At 47.0% G+C, this 16,710-nt stretch carries 16 protein-coding genes; 3 read left to right on the plus strand and 13 right to left on the minus strand.

The genetic code is table 11. From position 1 onward, the window contains the following. The first annotated feature begins 10 nt into the window (after positions 1–10). The gene (locus ADIAL_RS07230; protein ID WP_034301941.1) at positions 11–943 is read left to right on the plus strand and encodes a LysR family transcriptional regulator; all 933 of its coding nucleotides are present in this window, start codon (positions 11–13) and stop codon (positions 941–943) included. A 93-nt stretch (positions 944–1,036) separates the two neighbouring features. Here ADIAL_RS07230 and ADIAL_RS07235 read toward each other — a convergent pair whose 3' ends face one another. The 5 genes from ADIAL_RS07235 to ADIAL_RS07255 form a co-directional block, all read right to left on the minus strand. After that, positions 1,037–2,332, minus strand: a complete 1,296-nt coding sequence (locus ADIAL_RS07235) for a GntP family permease (RefSeq protein ID WP_197017776.1) — start codon at positions 2,330–2,332, stop codon at positions 1,037–1,039. 135 nt (positions 2,333–2,467) lie between these two features. Further along, entirely contained in the window at positions 2,468–3,244 is a 777-nt protein-coding gene (locus ADIAL_RS07240; RefSeq protein WP_034301944.1) for a 3-hydroxybutyrate dehydrogenase, read from the minus strand. A 63-nt stretch (positions 3,245–3,307) separates the two neighbouring features. Beyond that, positions 3,308–3,967: a 3-oxoacid CoA-transferase subunit B gene (locus ADIAL_RS07245; RefSeq protein ID WP_034301947.1), complete on the minus strand. Its 660-nt coding sequence runs from the start codon at positions 3,965–3,967 to the stop codon at positions 3,308–3,310. Then, positions 3,960–4,622, minus strand: coding sequence for a CoA transferase subunit A (locus ADIAL_RS07250; RefSeq protein ID WP_034301951.1), 663 nt, complete (start codon positions 4,620–4,622; stop codon positions 3,960–3,962). The genes ADIAL_RS07245 and ADIAL_RS07250 overlap by 8 nt, the downstream gene beginning before the upstream one ends. 10 nt (positions 4,623–4,632) lie before the next feature. Continuing rightward, a complete protein-coding gene (locus ADIAL_RS07255; protein ID WP_034301953.1) occupies positions 4,633–5,811 on the minus strand; it encodes an acetyl-CoA C-acetyltransferase in 1,179 nt (392 codons plus the stop codon). 651 nt (positions 5,812–6,462) lie between these two features. Here ADIAL_RS07255 and ADIAL_RS07260 point away from each other — a divergent pair. Beyond that, positions 6,463–6,972: a hypothetical protein gene (locus tag ADIAL_RS07260; RefSeq protein ID WP_034301955.1), complete on the plus strand. Its 510-nt coding sequence runs from the start codon at positions 6,463–6,465 to the stop codon at positions 6,970–6,972. Between the two features lie 511 nt (positions 6,973–7,483). Here ADIAL_RS07260 and ADIAL_RS07270 read toward each other — a convergent pair. The 3 genes from ADIAL_RS07270 to ADIAL_RS07280 are packed head-to-tail and all read right to left on the minus strand — an operon-like array spanning position 7,484 to position 9,368. Further along, positions 7,484–8,251, minus strand: a complete 768-nt coding sequence (locus ADIAL_RS07270; protein ID WP_034301960.1) for an ABC transporter permease — start codon at positions 8,249–8,251, stop codon at positions 7,484–7,486. Further along, positions 8,248–9,165, minus strand: a complete 918-nt coding sequence (locus ADIAL_RS07275; RefSeq protein ID WP_034301962.1) for an ABC transporter ATP-binding protein — start codon at positions 9,163–9,165, stop codon at positions 8,248–8,250. Before ADIAL_RS07275 ends, ADIAL_RS07270 begins: the two co-directional genes overlap by 4 nt. Continuing rightward, positions 9,165–9,368: a PLD nuclease N-terminal domain-containing protein gene (locus ADIAL_RS07280; RefSeq protein ID WP_034301965.1), complete on the minus strand. Its 204-nt coding sequence runs from the start codon at positions 9,366–9,368 to the stop codon at positions 9,165–9,167. Before ADIAL_RS07280 ends, ADIAL_RS07275 begins: the two co-directional genes overlap by 1 nt. Positions 9,369–9,593: 225 nt before the next feature. On the opposite strand from ADIAL_RS07280, the gene ADIAL_RS07285 reads away from it, so the two are divergent. Next, positions 9,594–9,989: a DUF302 domain-containing protein gene (locus tag ADIAL_RS07285; RefSeq protein ID WP_034301967.1), complete on the plus strand. Its 396-nt coding sequence runs from the start codon at positions 9,594–9,596 to the stop codon at positions 9,987–9,989. A gap of 152 nt (positions 9,990–10,141) precedes the next feature. On the opposite strand, the gene ADIAL_RS07290 is transcribed toward ADIAL_RS07285, so the two are convergent. From ADIAL_RS07290 to ADIAL_RS07310, 5 genes are all read right to left on the minus strand, one after another. Then, positions 10,142–11,170, minus strand: a complete 1,029-nt coding sequence (locus tag ADIAL_RS07290; protein ID WP_034301969.1) for a LacI family DNA-binding transcriptional regulator — start codon at positions 11,168–11,170, stop codon at positions 10,142–10,144. 91 nt (positions 11,171–11,261) lie between these two features. Further along, positions 11,262–12,089, minus strand: coding sequence for a carbohydrate ABC transporter permease (locus ADIAL_RS07295; protein WP_034301971.1), 828 nt, complete (start codon positions 12,087–12,089; stop codon positions 11,262–11,264). A 6-nt stretch (positions 12,090–12,095) separates the two neighbouring features. Beyond that, the gene (locus ADIAL_RS07300) at positions 12,096–12,977 is read right to left on the minus strand and encodes a carbohydrate ABC transporter permease (protein ID WP_034301974.1); all 882 of its coding nucleotides are present in this window, start codon (positions 12,975–12,977) and stop codon (positions 12,096–12,098) included. A 62-nt stretch (positions 12,978–13,039) separates the two neighbouring features. Next, a complete protein-coding gene (locus ADIAL_RS07305) occupies positions 13,040–14,323 on the minus strand; it encodes an extracellular solute-binding protein (RefSeq protein WP_034301976.1) in 1,284 nt (427 codons plus the stop codon). 25 nt (positions 14,324–14,348) lie between these two features. Then, the gene (locus ADIAL_RS07310; protein WP_197017777.1) at positions 14,349–16,688 is read right to left on the minus strand and encodes a glycoside hydrolase family 65 protein; all 2,340 of its coding nucleotides are present in this window, start codon (positions 16,686–16,688) and stop codon (positions 14,349–14,351) included. Positions 16,689–16,710 lie beyond the last annotated feature (22 nt).

Raw genomic sequence — 16,710 nt, forward strand, 5'->3', positions numbered from 1 at the left:
ATCCTCAGTTATGGATATCAAGCAATTGTCCTATTTTGTAGCCATTGTCGAAGCGGATTTTAATATGTCGCAGGCTTCCAAGTATCTTCACTTGTCCCAGCCGGCTCTAAGTCAGACGATTTCTAACCTCGAACGTAATGAAAATGTCCAGTTGTTCGAGCGCTCCCACGGCAGACTTCAAAATCTAACAGCTGCCGGAGAGATCCTGTTTGCCCACGCTAAAGACATTATCAGCAAATACGAACTCATGATGGAAGACCTTCAAGAAGAGTCCTCCCAGCTTAAAGGCAATCTGAAAATCGGCATTCCACCGGTTGTGATTTCAGTCGTCTTTCCGGAAATTTTACCGAAGCTGCTGTCGGAAAACCCCAAAATCGGCTTCGAAATCAAAGAAGCGGGTGCCGTAGAGCTCAAAAAAGGTCTGCTTCTGCAGGAACTGCCCATTGCTGTCTTGCTAAAGCCAACGGAACTGGACAGCGAGTCTGTAGAAGAGGTTCAGCTGTCCAGAGATACCCTGTCAGCTTTTATGAGCAAAGACCATCCCCTTGCCTTGAAGGACAAGCTGGAGTGGGCCGATTTGCATAATGAGAAAATGGCCCTGTTTGATTCCACCTATATGATCCATCATCAGTTGCAGAAAAAGTTTGCCAGTTTGCAGATCAAGCCGCAGCTCTCCTTGCAGTCTGCTTCGTGGGATCTACTTTTAAATGCCACCCGTAATTCCAGTCTGATCACTATTTTGCCGACTCCAGTCGCCAAGTATTATTCCATGACCGATGTAATCCGAAAGGAATTTGTCCACCCCCTGTACTGGGAAGTGGTTCTTTGCCGGAGAAAGCAGAAGCGCTATTCAAGAGTCGAAAACTATGTCTTCAACTACATGCGTGACTACTATGCTCTGGACAGTCAGTTACAGGCCCGCGTCGGATCGGCAAAGAGCTGATGCAGAGGATCTGCCTCCGCTAAAACTCTGCTCCGAAAAAAAGGCGATACTTTCAGCTATAAACTGAAAGTATCGCCTTTTTTATTTTCGCTTTTAATATATGCCTACTGAAGCCAGTCCAATAGCCACGATAGCAGACAGAATGGGAATAATGATTCCGACGACGGCAATGTCCATGTAACTTTGCTTGTGTGTCAGTGTCGTAATGGTCAAGAGGGTCAATACTGCTCCGTTATGTGGCAAAACATCGAGTCCACCTGAGGAAATGGAAGCAATACGGTGGAAAGCTTCCGGAGCAATACCGGTTGTCTGAGACAGCTGGAAGTACTGTTCTCCCAATGCTTCCAGTGCGATTCCCATTCCCCCGGAAGCTGATCCGGTCGCTCCAGCCAGCAGGTTGACGGCTACCGCTAAAGATACCAAAGGATTACCCGGAATCGACATCAAAGCGGAGGTCAAAACGGCAAAGCCAGGAACGGCCTGAACAATCGTACCAAAACCGACAGCGGCACTGGTATTGATAATAGCGGTGACCGACCCTTTGGCTCCATCGTTGATTGAGCTCGTGATCCCAATACTTTTAATTCTCGGCAAGCTCAGTAGCAGGATCAGTAAAATCCCTGCAAAGAGTGCTACCACAATATTCCACTCAAGTACGTTTAGCGTAACCAGAACGGAAACCAGCGGAAGCAGCGACAGGAAGACATTAGGGACTTCACCTGCTACTTCTACTACAGTGTTGTCTTTAGGTTCATCAAAGACTTCGCCATTTTTAACCAGCTGACTTTGTCTCCACATCAGATAGAAATACCCCCCGATAGCCATGACCAGCGCCGCTGCAATCCCCATAACGGGGGCAGCTGTCGGTGTAGTCTGGAAATACGGCATGGGGATTAGATTCTGGATCTGAGGTGTTCCCGGTATAGCAGTCATCGTAAAGGTAAATGCTCCTAAAGCAATCGTTGCCGGTATCAAGCGTCTAGGCAAGTTCGCCTCTCTAAAGAGCGAAAGAGCCAACGGATAAACGGCAAAGACAACGACGAACAGGCTGATTCCCCCGTAAGTCAGCACAGCCGCTGACAGAAAAACACCCAGAATGGCCCTTTTCTTGCCTAAGAGTCTGGATAAAGTCAAGGCCACCGAACGTGCCATACCTGTATCTTCCATCAGCTTCCCAAAGATTGAACTCAGCATGAATACTGGGAACCAGGTCTGAAGAAAGCCGACCAAGCCGGACATGTAAATGCCGGTATACGCTTCCAACAGGTCCAGCCCGCCTGTCCAGGCGACAAAACCAGCCGCCAGCGGAGCCACCCAGATGATTGAATAGCCCAGATAAGCCAAGCCCATCAATATAAATAAGCCAACAATAATTCCTAATACTTCCACATTTCTCACTCCTCTTTCTACGTAGGTGATTTGTTCGATTCACTAGGCAGTCCCTTACCTAAAGTGTATTCTTTACACACGGAAAGGCCGGTGAAAGCCGACCACAGCCTGCTTCCACCGTCACTCTTTCGCTATTTACTGGGCAGTGTACCCGCCGTCAAGCACAAGTGCCTGACCGGTAATCCCCTGCGCTTTTTCACTGCTGATGAACATGGCATAGTGTGCAATTTCGGATACGTCCAGCAACCGTTTTTGCGGAACCAGCGGATAAATAACATCCTGAAGGACACTTTCCAGGGGTACATTGCGTGTCTGAGCCAGGTCATTCAGTTGTCCTCTGACCAATGGGGTATCCACGTAACCCGGGCAGATCGCATTAACCGTCACACCGTATTCAGCTGCTTCCAAAGCAGCTACTTTCGTCAGTCCAATAACTCCGTGCTTAGCACTGTTATAGGCGGATTTCCCAGCAAAGCCGATCAGACCATTAATGGATGCCATATTCAGGATACGTCCGAATCCCTGCTTCTTCATAATTGGCATAGCATGCTTAATTGCCATGAAAGGAGCCGTCAGCATGACTTTGATCATAAATTCATACTTGGCTGTAGGGAAATCTTCGATAGGTGACACGTGCTGTAAGCCGGCATTGTTCAGCAGTACATCCAGACGGCCGTATTTTTCAACTGTCTGTTCGATGGCAGACTTGATATCTTCTTCAGATGTGACGTCCACTTTGATCCCGAGACAGTCTTTTCCATCCTTTTGAAGTGCGCCGGTCACTTCTTTTACTTTCTCTTCATTGATATCCGTGAAAACGACTTTGGCCCCAGCATTCAAAAACTCCATCCCAATAGAGTGTCCGATTCCACTTGCTGCTCCTGTAATAAATACGACTTGTCCTTCTACCATATCTGATTCCTCCAATTTTTATTTGCTTGGTCATGATTTTCAAAAAGTGCATTTAGATGTCTATCAGACTTGCATCTGCTTGAGGTCTTTATCCACGTACAACTTGGCTTCTGTAGCCTCCTGGACGTCTTCGACCGTAAAGTCAGGATTGATTTCCGTCAGCAGCAGGCCTTCCGTTGTGACCTTGATCACTCCCATTTCGGTAATGATTGTGTCTACTGCCCCCTGAGCTGTCAGGGGAAGATTACATTCCTTCAAGATCTTGTGATTGCCCTTAGCCGTATGCTGCATGGCTACGATTACATTTTTCGCTCCATTCAGCAAATCCATCGCTCCACCCATACCTGGAACCAGTTTACCTGGAATCATGTAGTTTGCGATGTTTCCTTTCTCATCGACTTGCAAGGCACCCAGTACCGTCAGGTCCACGTGTCCTCCACGAATGATCCCGAAAGAGACCGCTGAATCAAAGAAGGCTCCACCCGGCTTGATGGTGACCGGCTGTCCACCGGCATTGACAATATTAGGATCGTGAGTCTCTTCCGTCTGCGATGGCCCCAGGCCAACAAAGCCGTTTTCCGACTGAAACAGCACTTCGATATCATCCGGAATGTAGTTGGCTACCTTAGTCGGCAAGCCAATCCCCAGATTGACGATTGAGCCGTGCTCCAGTTCTTTCGCTACCCGTTTTGCAATAAATTCCTGAATCTCATGTTTATCCATTGACTGCCCCTCCATCCACTATGCGGTTAACGAATACACCCGGCGTGTGCACGAAGTTCGGGTCAAGTTCGCCGTTTTCAACGACTTCGTCCGCTTCAACAATCGTCACTTTGGCTGCTGAAGCCATTACGTTACTGAAATTGTTGGTTGATCCCTGATAAACCAGGTTACCGTTCCGATCTGCCTTAGCTGCATGAATCAGTGCATAATCAGCTGTCAGAGGCGTTTCCAGCAGATACTCCACACCTTCCACAGTGATTTTTTGCTTGCCTTCTTCAACCAGTGTCCCTACTCCAGTTTCAGTTAGGAAGCCACCTAGGCCATAACCACCCGCTCTGATGCGTTCAGCCAATGTACCCTGAGGTACCAATTCGACATCGGTTTCACCCTCGTTCATTTGGCGGCCTGTTTCCTTATTTGTTCCAATGTGTGAGGCATAGAGTTTCTTGATCAGCTTGCGGGCGATCAGCTTACCTGAACCGGTCGTAATCATGCCCGTATCTGAGCTGATAAGGGTGATATCCTTGACTCCTTGTTCAATCAGCGCGTCAATCAGTTTTTCCGGTGCGCCATTAGCCATGAAGCCTCCAATCATCAAGGTATCTCCATCTCTGATATCCTTGATGGCTTCTTTAATGTCCATTACTTTATCCATACTTCTCCTCCTAGCGCTCAACTACCGCAGCGATTCCCATACCACCGCCGATACATAAGGTAGCCAAACCGGTTTTTGCATCTCTTTTAATCATTTCATGAATCAGTGTTACCAAAACACGGGCTCCGCTGGCTCCAATTGGATGCCCCAAAGCGATCGCTCCCCCGTTGACATTGACGATTTCAGTATTCAAGTTCAGATCTTTCACGACGCTGAGTGACTGGGCTGCAAAGGCTTCGTTCGCTTCGATCAGGTCCAGGTCTTCTACTGACATACCGGCTTTTTTCAGCACTTTTTGTGTCGCCGGGATGGGTCCACATCCCATGATTTCTGGACTGACACCTGCACTCGCATAAGCTTTCAGTGTGACAAGCGGCGTCATACCCAGTTCGTCAGCTTTTTCCTTGCTCATCATAATCAGAACAGCGGCCCCGTCATTGATTCCCGATGCATTCCCAGCTGTGACTGAACCGTCTTTTTTAAAGACCGGACGCAGTTTCTGCAGTTTTTCAAAGGTCATGCCGAACTTAGGGTATTCATCGGTATCCACGACTACCGGTTCACCGCGTCTCTGAGGAACCTCGACCGGAATGATTTCATCCTTGAACCGGCCGGACTTGACGGCCGCTTCTGCCCGGTTCTGACTGACTTCTGCAAATTTGTCCTGCTCTTCTCTGGTGAAGCCATACTTTTCATTGATGTTCTCTGCCGTATTTCCCATGTGATAGTGGTTGAACGCATCCACCAGTCCATCTCTGAGCATGGTATCAACGACTTTCATGTCTCCCATTTTCTGACCCCAGCGGGCATTTTCCATTACATGCGCTGCATTGCTCATACTTTCAGTTCCACCGGCGATAACGACGTCCGCGTCTCCCACCATGATAGCCTGAGCAGCCAGGGCTACAGACTTTAGTCCGGACCCACACAGCTTATTCAGTGCAAAGGAGGGCACTTCCTTTGGAATGCCGGAATGGATTGCAATTTGTCTAGCCACATTTTGCCCCAGTCCCGCACTGAGCACGTTCCCAAAAATCAGTTCATCCACTTGGCTTGGATCCAGCTTTACCCGCTCCATTGCTCCTTTGACGACTGTAACTCCTAAATCGACTGCTGATACATCTTTCAGTGCTCCTCCGTGTGAGCCGATCGCTGTGCGCGCCGCTTCAACTATGACTACTTCCCTCATTGTTTTCCTCCTATAAGATTAAGTATATGCAGACCTCTTGTCTGAACTGATTACTTGAGCTTATTCCCTTTTCAAGCAATCGCTTACAATATGATAATAATAGGTTTTTTAAGCTAAGTCTAACTCTTAATAATTATAGACTATATAAGTTACAGTTATATATATTAGCGTGCTTACTGACCGAAGACTTCCCTGATGTTTCTTTTTTATGCTCCAGTGCCCTCTTCCGTTCTTGTCGCCTCAATATCCAGCTGTGAGAGTAAAGTCCACCTTGATTCAAGACATATAAAAACTGGTCTGCTGACCACCTGAATACTGGGAATCACTTCTTGACACTGCACCGCTTTTAAAGCGTTGGCACGAAATATAGACTACCGCAATAGCAGAGTATTGTAAAAGCTGGTGCAACAGTCCGGATTGACTCTGCTAAGGGGATTGTTTATGCTTGAGTCGGTGGTATAAGCCTGTGCACAATTGTCAGGCTGCACATATCCATCTGCGGGCAAACCGTGCATAAGAGCCGCGGATGGTTTATGAAGAACAGACCGCCTCTCTCATCTTTGCACTCAAGCAGGAAGTCCAGCTTTCTATTAATCGGGAACCTGACAGACAATTCAGTACACAAAATAAACTATATGAGGAGAAAAAAATATGGGACTCTTTGATTTTTTAAAAGGAAATAAAAAAGAAGCAGGCACCCCTTATTCCGAAGCAGATGCTGATCCAGATAACCAGGCTCAGGCTGTGCAGTATGAAACCCGCCTGACTGCACACGAGCTACAGGCCGACAAAGAACGTGTTCAGACAATTGTTGAAAAGATGGTCGATGAGGATCCCTTCAAACATTATTATGGTGGACTCAGCTTAAAAGATGTGACTCCCCTGACCCGTCGTACCTTTAAATATGCCGAGGTTACTACAATGAATGTGGACTTTCAGCCGGACGGTCCACATGGTGTCCTAGTGGAAGTCGAAGGGCTGCCGCTCGGCCAGCTGTCAGGTGAAAAGGCAGAAGCAATTAAAGCCTACACCAAGAAGTATGTACCGACCGGTTTTGTTTATGTCTCCGGTGGTCCTTATATCGAGTACAGCCAGGAAGAAGAAGCCGGCATTGAAGGACACACCCCACTCGGACTGGATATTTTTGTTCAATTCAGCTGATTGGTCCTATGTGAGCACACGATCCGGCTGGCTGTCTGTAAAAAAATAGACGACTCCTTATAAGAGGCAACTCAGAGGAGATCACCCTCCACTTGCCGCGCAAACACACTTTGCGGGGCAACTCAGTGGAGATCACCCTTCCACTTGCCGCGCAAACACACTTTGTGGGGCAACTCAGAGGAGATCATCCTCCACTTGCCGCGCAAACACACTTTACGGGGCAGCTCAGAGGAGATCATCCTCCACTTGCCGCGCAAACACACTTTACGGGGCAGCTCAGAGGAGATCCTCCCTCAATTGACTAGTTACAACACTTTATAGGTATTTCTATATTGAATGAGATTGTTTATGTTGAGGAAAAGTCAGCGTGTCGAAACAACTCAGGGGGTGTCTCATAAAAGCAAGGAAAAAGAAGCAGCCCCTGTATGGTTCTCACTGACAAATAGGGGCTGCTTCTTTTTTGTAATCATTAAATAAGGATCTTACCAGATTCTTTCTGATTTTTTGATTCTTACTGGAGGGGCTTGCGTTTGAAAAGGGCCGCTCCTGAAAGAGAAACCACCAGGATCAGCAGACTAGCGAGTATAAAAGCTCTAACCAAAGAAGCGTCTCCTTCAGCCAAGATCAGGATTTCAACGTTACGGGTTGCGAGTTGCAGTGGACTCCACTCCTGAAACAGAGGGAAAAGATTGCCGATAAAGAGTAAGCCAACTAGGCCAGCGACCGCCAGCAGTGGAGCATAACTGCTTTTGAACAGGACGGCAGCTCCCATGAGCACACTTGCCAGCATCAAGCCAAAGGTGTACAAACTTACCGCCGGTAGTATAAGTCCGTCAAGGGGCCCTTCCGGAAAATAAAGGAGTGTATAGCCCAGTGTGACAGTATAGCTGAACCAGTAAGCTGCTGTCCAAGTCAGCAGAAGGACCGTCAGTTTGGCCATATAGATCGTTGTCCGAGGCAAACCTTTGGTCACCATATGGACCAGTGTGCCTTGACTGTATTCTTTGGCCAGAACCGGACTGAACAGCAGGACAAACACGACCAAACCAATCTGATTGATATTTGAAAAAAACTGCATCCAGGAATCGATGTGGGTCGGTTCGGCCAGTATGATGGTCACATTGTCATCGACCAGATTCTCAAGCAGTTCAGGGAGAAAGCGTGCACTCAATGGACTCAAGAGCCCGATAAAAGCAAAGACGATCCCCGTTATAAAGAATTTATAGTTGCGGAGCTGTTCTTTTAGTTCTTTTCTAATAAAGGCGGCATACCGCATCATTGGACCACCTCCATAAACACTTCTTCGATTGTTGGTTCTTTGCGCTCCAGTCTCAAAGGGACGACTGAAAGGGTGTGTACGATACTGAGCACTGTCTTCATAGCTGCTTTGGAATCCGGACTGGTCCCCTGGACCGTGCAGCCCTCAAGGACTGCATTCGCCAGCCTAGCATCAGATTTTAATACGCTGAACACGGTCAGTGCCTCTGCTTCATTTTCCAGCAGCAGGCTCCATTTTTCAGTTTCAGTCTGCGCCTTCAATTCCTGAATCGATCCCTGTCTAACAATCCGGCCGGCATCCAAAATAGCCACTTCATCACAGACCGTTTCCACGTCACTCAGTATATGGGTGGAAAAGATGACTGTCGTCTTATCTTTGACTTTTTTCAGAACCGTCAGGAGTTGCTGCCGTCCAATCGGGTCCAGAGCGGATGTGGGTTCATCACAGATCAAAAGCAGCGGATCATTGATCAAGGCCTGAGCAATACCCAGCCTCTGCTTCATCCCTCTGGAATAATGAGAAATCCGCTTTTTATTGTCCTCCAGGCCGACCATGTCGAGCAACTCCGCAATCTTTTGCTTTCCTCTCTTCCGCTCGATCCCGCTGACATCCAGACACAGCTTCATATACTCCCGGGCAGTCAGGAAAGAATAAAATTCCGGCACATCCGGCAGATAGCCGACTAAACGGTTGGTTGCAGTATCGCCATACTTGACTGTTTCTCCACCAATCGTGATCCTGCCCTGGTCAGCCTTCAACAGGCCGAGGGCGATGTTCATTGTCGTCGTCTTTCCTTCCCCATTTTTTCCAATAAAACCAAAAATCGACCCTTCCCTGACTGAGAAATCCACTCCATCCAGAACCACCTGGTCTCCGAACGCTTTTTTCAGACCAGACACTTCCAGCACTCCCATCAGTCCTCTTTCCTTCCAAAAATCAGGTAGATAATCGGACCAATCAGATTGACAAAGATGATGACCAGAGCCCAGATGATTTTATTGCTCTGATTCAGCTGCTCATTTCTTACCAGGTGAACCAGGGCTGTGATCAGCAGAACCAGTTGTAGTAAAACCAGTGGGATAATGATTGGCAAGTAATCCATCATATTCAGCATCATATCTTTTCCTCCTCATTAACTATTGTTGCCTTAATTAAACCATTTCCGGTTAATTATTTCCAGGGACTTGAGATGTATTTCACACAAGCAATCCCATTGTGGCCCGGTCGTTCTTGTCCTTATCCCTGCACGGATTCTCTAATTTCTTTCACAGGCAATTCAGTTGCTTTCCAGACGCTCTTTGGGGGAGAATGAAGCCAGTACAAATAAACCAGGAGGGGTATAATGAATTACGCTTACGAAGAAAAAAGTACACAGTCATTTGAAGATACACTGCACACACTGAAAGAGGCTATTGCAGACAATGCTTTTGGCGTCTTGTACGAAGTTAATCTGAAAGACAAAATCACAAGCAAAGGCTTTGACTTTGATTCCAATTTTACTGTGCTTGATGTCTGCAATCCTAAACTCGCCAAAGATTTTCTGGACAAGCAGATCGAAGTCGGTTATTTCCTTCCCTGCAAAGTCGTCGTCTATGAAAAAGATGACTCCGTTTATGCCGGCGTCCTGAAGCCGACTATTCTGATTGATATGGTTGAGAATCATGACCTGATGGGAGCAGCAAAGGAAGTCGAGGATATTCTGATTACAGCTGTTAAAACGGCAGTGAAGGCTGACTGATTCACAGAAGAGCTTTTAGCTTGATTAGAAAACCAAACCTTGCAGGTACACTTAAAAGGCCGGGACACTTTTCGTGTTCCGGCCTTTTTCTGTATGTCTGCTCCGGCTATAGTCCATCAGCCTGGAGCAGGAAACAAAGATCCGCCCACCTTCTAGACAGTCAGATCTCTGACACTGCTGTTCCAGATCATTTCGTGCGGAACCGTGATCTGGCGCTCCCCTTCCTTGCCTTCCATAATACGTTGGACCAGCCTGGCTGCTTCATAGCCCATCTGCTGGAAGGGCTGCTTAACTGTCGTAATTGTCGGATGGGTATAGTCAGTGATTTTCAGCCCGTCAAAGCCCGTGAGTGATATATCCTCCGGCACCTGCAGCCCGAACTCTTCAATAGCTTTGAGGGCTCCTAGAGCCATAATATCACTGAAGCAGATGAGTGCGCTGGGCAGGTTTGTCTGGTGTTGTTCTAAAAATGCGCGCACACTGTCATAGGCCGTCTGCTCTTTAAACTCACCATTGATAATTTTGCCGCCCAGATCGATCCCCTTTGCTTCCGCCGCCCGCATGATACCTTTGAGACGCTGACCGTTGACATCCGCTTCCCCTTCTCCTGAAAGCACCGCGAGTCTGGTATGTCCTCTAGCTATGACGTACTGAGCCATATCATACGCTGCCTGAACATTGTCGATGCTGACTCCTCCAATCAGTTTGTTTTCTGTTGGTACTTTCACATCAATCAGCACACACGGAATATTGGTTTCCAGCAACGTTTTGAAGTAGGGATCATCAAGCCTTATGCCAGATAAAACGACCCCTCTGATGTTTCTTTCCCGGCAGAATTTTGCATAGTCTTTTTCCTGCTGTTTCTCTGTTTCAGTAAAGTACATGGCCAGTTCGTAATGATCTTCTTCTGTAGCCTGGTAAACACCTTTTAGCAAATCAAATGAGTTACTGTTGTCCAGACTCTCAGACCTCAAGAAACCGGATGTGATCATCGCTATGGTTTTTTGATTTTTGGAGGAAAGGTTACGGGCCACGACATTGGGAGAATAATTTAATTTCTCAGCGGTTTGTCTTACTTTCTCTCTCGTTTTTTCACTGACGTCCGGATAGTTGTTTAAAGCCTTGGACACCATGGCCACAGACACTCCTGCAGCCTTCGCTACCTCTTTGATCGTCGTCATTGTACTTTCCTCCTTTCAGTATGAATTCAGGTAGATAGTTTCATTAACTTCGTTATTTTATCATAAAAACGGTCTCATCACCTGTTTAATCTTACTTACCGCCAACACTCCGGTCGTTTGCAGCAATAAAGTACTTGTTGAGGAAAATAAACAGTAGGAAGATCGGAATCACCGAGAAGATGGCCCCTGCCATAATAATGTCCCAAGCAGTTATGTTTCTGAACTGGTTGGATAGGGCATTCAGACCTTGCGTCAACATGAAACGGTCTGGACTCGTGATGAAGAGAAGCGGTCGCATAAACTCATTCCATACACCCATGAAAATAAAGATGGCCTGTGTAGCCAGGGCCGGCTTTGCATTCGGCAGGACAATCCGGAAAAATATGCCAATATGGGACAGTCCGTCCATAGAAGCGGCCTCCTCGACTTCCGCTGGAAAGTTGACAAAAAATTGCCGCATCATGAAAATATAAGCAATGTTGATCATCGAGGTCAAAATGATTGACCAGTGAGAATTGATCAGATTCAGGTTTGAGACCACAATGTAAAGTGGGATCATTGTTACCTGTGCCGGAATCATGATCAGCAGCAACATCAGGCTGAACAGAAATTTTCTCCCGAAGAAATCAATTCGGGCAAAGGCATAGCCCGCCATCGTGTTGAAGATCACATTCAGTACTGTCGTAATCAGGGCCACGACCAGAGAGTTTCTTACCCAGGTCGTATACTGTGAGGCAAACAAGGTTTCCCAGCCGGAAAAACTGATTGTTTCAGGAAAGAAGGTCCCCCCGCCGGCAATTTCTGCTGTAGATTTCAGTGAAGTCAGGATGCTCCACACAAAAGGAAACAGTGTAAGTAAACTGTAGAAAATAAGGATTGTGTAGACCGCTGCTTTCAATGTGAGGTTTTCTTTTTTCATTTTTTATCACCCATTCATCTCATCTGCTTTCATTACTTTGTTGATAATCCAGGTAAATGTAAAAATGATCACGCCCAAAATAAAGGACATAGCTGAGGCTCTACCCATATCATTGCTGGTAAATGCCAGTTGATAGATATAGAGCGTAAAGGTCAGCGTGGAGTTCTGCGGTCCTCCGGTTCCTCCCGAAAGGATAAACGCCTGATCAAAAATCTGGAAGGTGCCGACTACACCCATAGTCACCACATAAAAGAGGATCGGCATAAGTTGAGGAATCGTCACATGGAAGAACTGCCTTACTTTAGTAGCGCCATCGATGGCAGCAGCTTCATATAAGTTGGCCGGTATATCTTGCAGGCCCGACAGAAAGACAACCATGAAATGCGGAACAGTAGAAAAGATGTTCATGATCATGATTACGCTTAAAGCCAGATCCGGATTGGTTAAAAACTGTATCCGGGCACCTGTCAGCTGCTGGATCTGATTGACGACCAGGCCGTTATTGTTGAACAGCCACATAAAGATCAAAGTCATTGCTGAGGATGAGGTCAGCGTTGGAATAAACATGACGGTCAGAAACACACGGTTGAATTTGATTTTACTGTTCAAAAGGGCTGCCAGAATAAGCGCAATGGATGTCTGTATCGGCACCACAACGGCTACATAGGTGCTGGTATTTCTCAGAGCCGCCCAAAATCTTGGATCTCCGATTATCTTACTGAAATTGTCAAAGCCTATAAAGGTACGGGTACCTGAAAGAAGATTGATATTGAAAAACATCATAAAGAACGCATAGGCAATGGGGACGACGATAAAGAGAGAGGCGGTCAGAGTCGCTGGAGCCATAAACGTCAGGCCCTGGATATTATTTTTTCTTTTTTTATTCATTTTGACTACTCCCTAAATACAAAGCAACTCCAGACGGTTAGTATGTCCGGAGCTGATCTGTTTTATCTTCTGTCTAATTCTGCATTAGCTTCATTTTCGGCTGCTTCCATAGCTTCTTCCACAGTCATTGTGCCATTGACCGCTGCTTGGAAATAATTGTCGAAGGAAGCGGCGACTACAGGCAGACTCTCGCCTGAGCTCCAGACTGTTCCATATTCAGCTGCCAAGACGTGAGGTTCCAGTACTGGATTGTCAAACAGATTCATTTCTTCAGCGACAGACTCTCTTGGAGGAAGTGTCCCGGACAATTCACTCCACTGCTTTAGTCCGTCACCTGTCATGTAATTGATGAACGCAATGGCTTCATCCCGGTTTTGAGCATCTCTGGCGACGGTGTAGCCGACTGTAAACGTCATCGACTGTTCTTCGCCATTGATGGTTGGCGATTCCAGCACAGTGTAGTTCACGTCAGAGTACTCCTGATTTAATGCACTGATGACCCAGTTGCCTTCGATCATCATAGCTGCCCGGCCCGCGCCAAACGCTGCGCCAGCGGAGTCGATCCCCATATCAATCTGCGGATTTTGCAGAAAACCGGCTTCTGTTCCGTCAACGATAGACTGGAAATATTCCAGAGCTTCCGGGCTGGATGTAAAGTCAGCCTGGCCTTCATCGCCTGCTGGGTCCAGACCATTGTTGATAAAGGCACTGTAATGTCGCGCCAACGTCTGATCAACAATCATCGCTGCCTGATTGTCTTCCAGTTCTCCCTGCAGTTCCTCAGCAAAGACCAGCAAGTCATCCCAGTCACGCGGGATATCCTCCACGCTCAATCCTGCGTCTTCGATCATATCTTCATTAACGTAAAGGGCGAGCGTAGAGTAGTCCTTAGGCACCGCAAACAGCTCGTCCTCTTCTCCTCTAAACACATCAATAAGAGGGTCAAAAAAGTCATCTGTGTTATCCATTTCTCCGGATATATTCTCCAGAACACCACTCTCGATGAACATCGGTGCGGCGAAGGCTTCCAGATAAAAAACATCCGGGGCATTATTTGCCGCAAAGCGGGCTGTCATGGCGTCCTGGAAGTTGTCCTGAATGATCTCCAGTTCCACTTCAATGCCTGTCTCTGCTTCAAAACTGCTGATAGTTTCTTCCAGTGCATTCGTCTCAGCTGGAGAAGAACCCCATACAGCTAGGTTGACATTGCCCCCTTCCATGTTCCCGACTGTTTCCTGACCACTTTCACTGCTTTCATCTTCTGTTGCTGTCTCATTGCCGTTGGTGCATGCTGCCAGTAACGCCAGTGTAGAAACCATACCTAAAGATTTGACAAATTTATTCATTTTAACCCTCCTAGGTTGTGAGTTTTTATAGTGTAATAGCCTGGTTTGATGTGTATACTTTACCGCCTGATTCAAACGTGATTTCCTGATTATCCATCGGCGTCAGTGAGAAGCCGTCTTGCCTGACTTCAAGCTTGATAGCTTGTCCTTGCCAGTTGAATACAAAACTCAGCTCTTCCCATTCATCCGGCAAGTGCGGGTTGACCGTCAGCTTCTGACCATGTATGCGGATACCGGCAAAGCCGAATAAAATGATCTGCCAAATACCGCCAATGGACGCCGCATGAATGCCAGCATCAGAAGAGTGCATATTGGGTCCCAGATCAATCTGCACCGCTTTTGAATAGAGGTCATACGCCAGAGCCTTGTTGCCGATATCTGCTGCTATAATGGCATGGGTAGACAGACTGAGCGAAGAATCATGTGTGGTTCGAGGCTCATAGTATTCAAAGTTTGCCTGCTTCAGTGCCGGGTCAAAAGGCTGAGTCGTCTGGTCCATTAGATAAAGCAAGACCAGGACATCTGCTTGCTTGCTGATCTGCATCTCGTTGACCTGATCAAGATTGTAGTCATCAAACAATTTGCCAACCTTATCCGCATTCTTGTACTGCGTGATGTCCAGTTCCTTTTTAAGTAGGTACGTATCGTCCTGCGGAATAATCAGTGACTCTTTGTCAGGCTGCGGCAGGTAAAGTTTGTCCCTAGCTTCATTGATTTTGAAAATTGCATCAGAGACGGCTGTCTCCTGGTCCAGTTTTTCAAAGAGGTCACTGTCTTTGCTGCTCAGCTCTTCGTAATAATGAACAGCCAAAGAGAGATTGAAGTGAGCCATATAATTGGTGAAGGCGTTGTTATCGACATGCTCCTTGTATTCATCGGGACCAATCACCCCATTGATAACATAACGCTGCTGGCTTTCGTCCCATTCCACACGGCTGGACCAGAATTTCGCCGTCTCAAAAATAATTTCATAGCCGTACGTTTCCATAAAATCAGTGTCGTTGGTGGCTGAATAATACTGGTAGACGGCAAAGGCAATGTCGGCTGTAATGTGCTGCTCTATAAAACCGCTCCATATTTTGGTCTGTTCACCTGTTACAATATCAACTGCTCCCCATACTGGCGTGACTTCCCCATCAGAAGGATAAGCCGCTTCCCAAGGGTACATTGCCCCTTCATAACGGTTATCCGAAGCTTTCTTTTTTGCACCAGTCAGACCATGATACCGGTAGGTCAGTAGAGAACGGGCTATATCAGGATCAAAGAACGTAAAGAACGGAAGGATAAATATTTCTGTATCCCAGAAAGAATGCCCTTTATAGCCTTCTCCACTTAAAGCCTTGGCTCCGATACCCATTTTATCACTATGCGCCGGGACCATTACCGTCAGATGATAAATCGCAAAGCGTGAAGCCAGCAAGTCAAAAGCGTGTTTTGATTTCAAGCTGAAATCATAGGACTGCCAGACCTTGTTTTCCCATGCGCGTTTGTGGGCTTCAAAGCTGTGTTCATACCCTTTCTCACTGCTAGCTTTGAGATCTGCCAAAGCCACTTTTCTCATCTCAGCCAGCTGGTAATCTTTTCTTTCCCATTCCCGGTCCCGGCTGGTATGAATCACGCTCATTTTCTCCAGTTCAAGCGACTCATTTTCTCCAAGCTTGACTGCATAGCTGATTGTCATCTTTCTCCGGTCGATATCCATCTTCGGTTCCGGAAAAACCATCTGCCCCCTCACTTTTAACGTGTGCGCTGTCAGGACTGCAATATCGATTCCCGACTCCGTCGTGGTCTGAATCGTCTCCAGGTATTTCTTGTCATAGATACGCTTTTCGCCTTCGTGGAAATGCTGGGAGCCGGTATTGGTCATCTGCGCATCAATCCCTGATTCAAAACTGATCTCTGCTTCTGCTCCCAGGTTAGTCACATCCACTTTCATTCCAATCAGATGGAGGTCATCTAGCGATACGAACCGTCTGAATTTTAACCGCAGCTGCTTCCCTCTGGGAGAAGTCCAGTCAACTTCTCTCACCAGTTCCGCCTCTCTGATATTCAAATAACGGACATAATCAGTGTATTCCCCTGTCTCCAGAGTAAATCGCTCTCCGTTTACAGCTAGCTTAATATTGGTAACATCTGCTATATTCGGCAGTTCCGGCACTTCAACTGAACTGAAAGTATTGAATGTCCCGTTGACTAGCAAGTTTCTTTGTTCATCCAGGTAAGATTCTTCAGTCGCCGACCTCAGTCCCATGTAGCCATTTCCTAAGGAGAACACCGCCTCCACTTTTCCGAGTTGCTCTGCAGAAAAGCTTTTTTCTGCTACCAGCCAGTTTTCTAATTCATCTTTTCCGTAAGTGTAATCCATCATTATTTATCCAGCCCGCCCT

The sequence above is a fragment of the Alkalibacterium sp. AK22 genome, from assembly GCF_000585255.1.
GTDB lineage: Bacteria > Bacillota > Bacilli > Lactobacillales > Carnobacteriaceae_A > Alkalibacterium.

What these genes read in the sequence shown, in the direction of transcription:
- ADIAL_RS07230 (WP_034301941.1), top strand. Translation starts at nt 11, where the DNA reads ATGGATATCAAGCAATTGTCCTATTTTGTAGCCATTGTCGAAGCGGAT.
- ADIAL_RS07240 (WP_034301944.1), bottom strand. Translation starts at nt 3,244, where the DNA reads ATGGTAGAAGGACAAGTCGTATTTATTACAGGAGCAGCAAGTGGAATC.
- ADIAL_RS07245 (WP_034301947.1), bottom strand. Translation starts at nt 3,967, where the DNA reads ATGGATAAACATGAGATTCAGGAATTTATTGCAAAACGGGTAGCGAAA.
- ADIAL_RS07250 (WP_034301951.1), bottom strand. Translation starts at nt 4,622, where the DNA reads ATGGATAAAGTAATGGACATTAAAGAAGCCATCAAGGATATCAGAGAT.
- ADIAL_RS07255 (WP_034301953.1), bottom strand. Translation starts at nt 5,811, where the DNA reads ATGAGGGAAGTAGTCATAGTTGAAGCGGCGCGCACAGCGATCGGCTCA.
- ADIAL_RS07260 (WP_034301955.1), top strand. Translation starts at nt 6,463, where the DNA reads ATGGGACTCTTTGATTTTTTAAAAGGAAATAAAAAAGAAGCAGGCACC.
- ADIAL_RS07270 (WP_034301960.1), bottom strand. Translation starts at nt 8,251, where the DNA reads ATGATGCGGTATGCCGCCTTTATTAGAAAAGAACTAAAAGAACAGCTC.
- ADIAL_RS07275 (WP_034301962.1), bottom strand. Translation starts at nt 9,165, where the DNA reads ATGGGAGTGCTGGAAGTGTCTGGTCTGAAAAAAGCGTTCGGAGACCAG.
- ADIAL_RS07280 (WP_034301965.1), bottom strand. Translation starts at nt 9,368, where the DNA reads ATGATGCTGAATATGATGGATTACTTGCCAATCATTATCCCACTGGTT.
- ADIAL_RS07285 (WP_034301967.1), top strand. Translation starts at nt 9,594, where the DNA reads ATGAATTACGCTTACGAAGAAAAAAGTACACAGTCATTTGAAGATACA.
- ADIAL_RS07290 (WP_034301969.1), bottom strand. Translation starts at nt 11,170, where the DNA reads ATGACGACGATCAAAGAGGTAGCGAAGGCTGCAGGAGTGTCTGTGGCC.
- ADIAL_RS07295 (WP_034301971.1), bottom strand. Translation starts at nt 12,089, where the DNA reads ATGAAAAAAGAAAACCTCACATTGAAAGCAGCGGTCTACACAATCCTT.
- ADIAL_RS07300 (WP_034301974.1), bottom strand. Translation starts at nt 12,977, where the DNA reads ATGAATAAAAAAAGAAAAAATAATATCCAGGGCCTGACGTTTATGGCT.
- ADIAL_RS07305 (WP_034301976.1), bottom strand. Translation starts at nt 14,323, where the DNA reads ATGAATAAATTTGTCAAATCTTTAGGTATGGTTTCTACACTGGCGTTA.
- ADIAL_RS07310 (WP_197017777.1), bottom strand. Translation starts at nt 16,688, where the DNA reads ATGGATTACACTTACGGAAAAGATGAATTAGAAAACTGGCTGGTAGCA.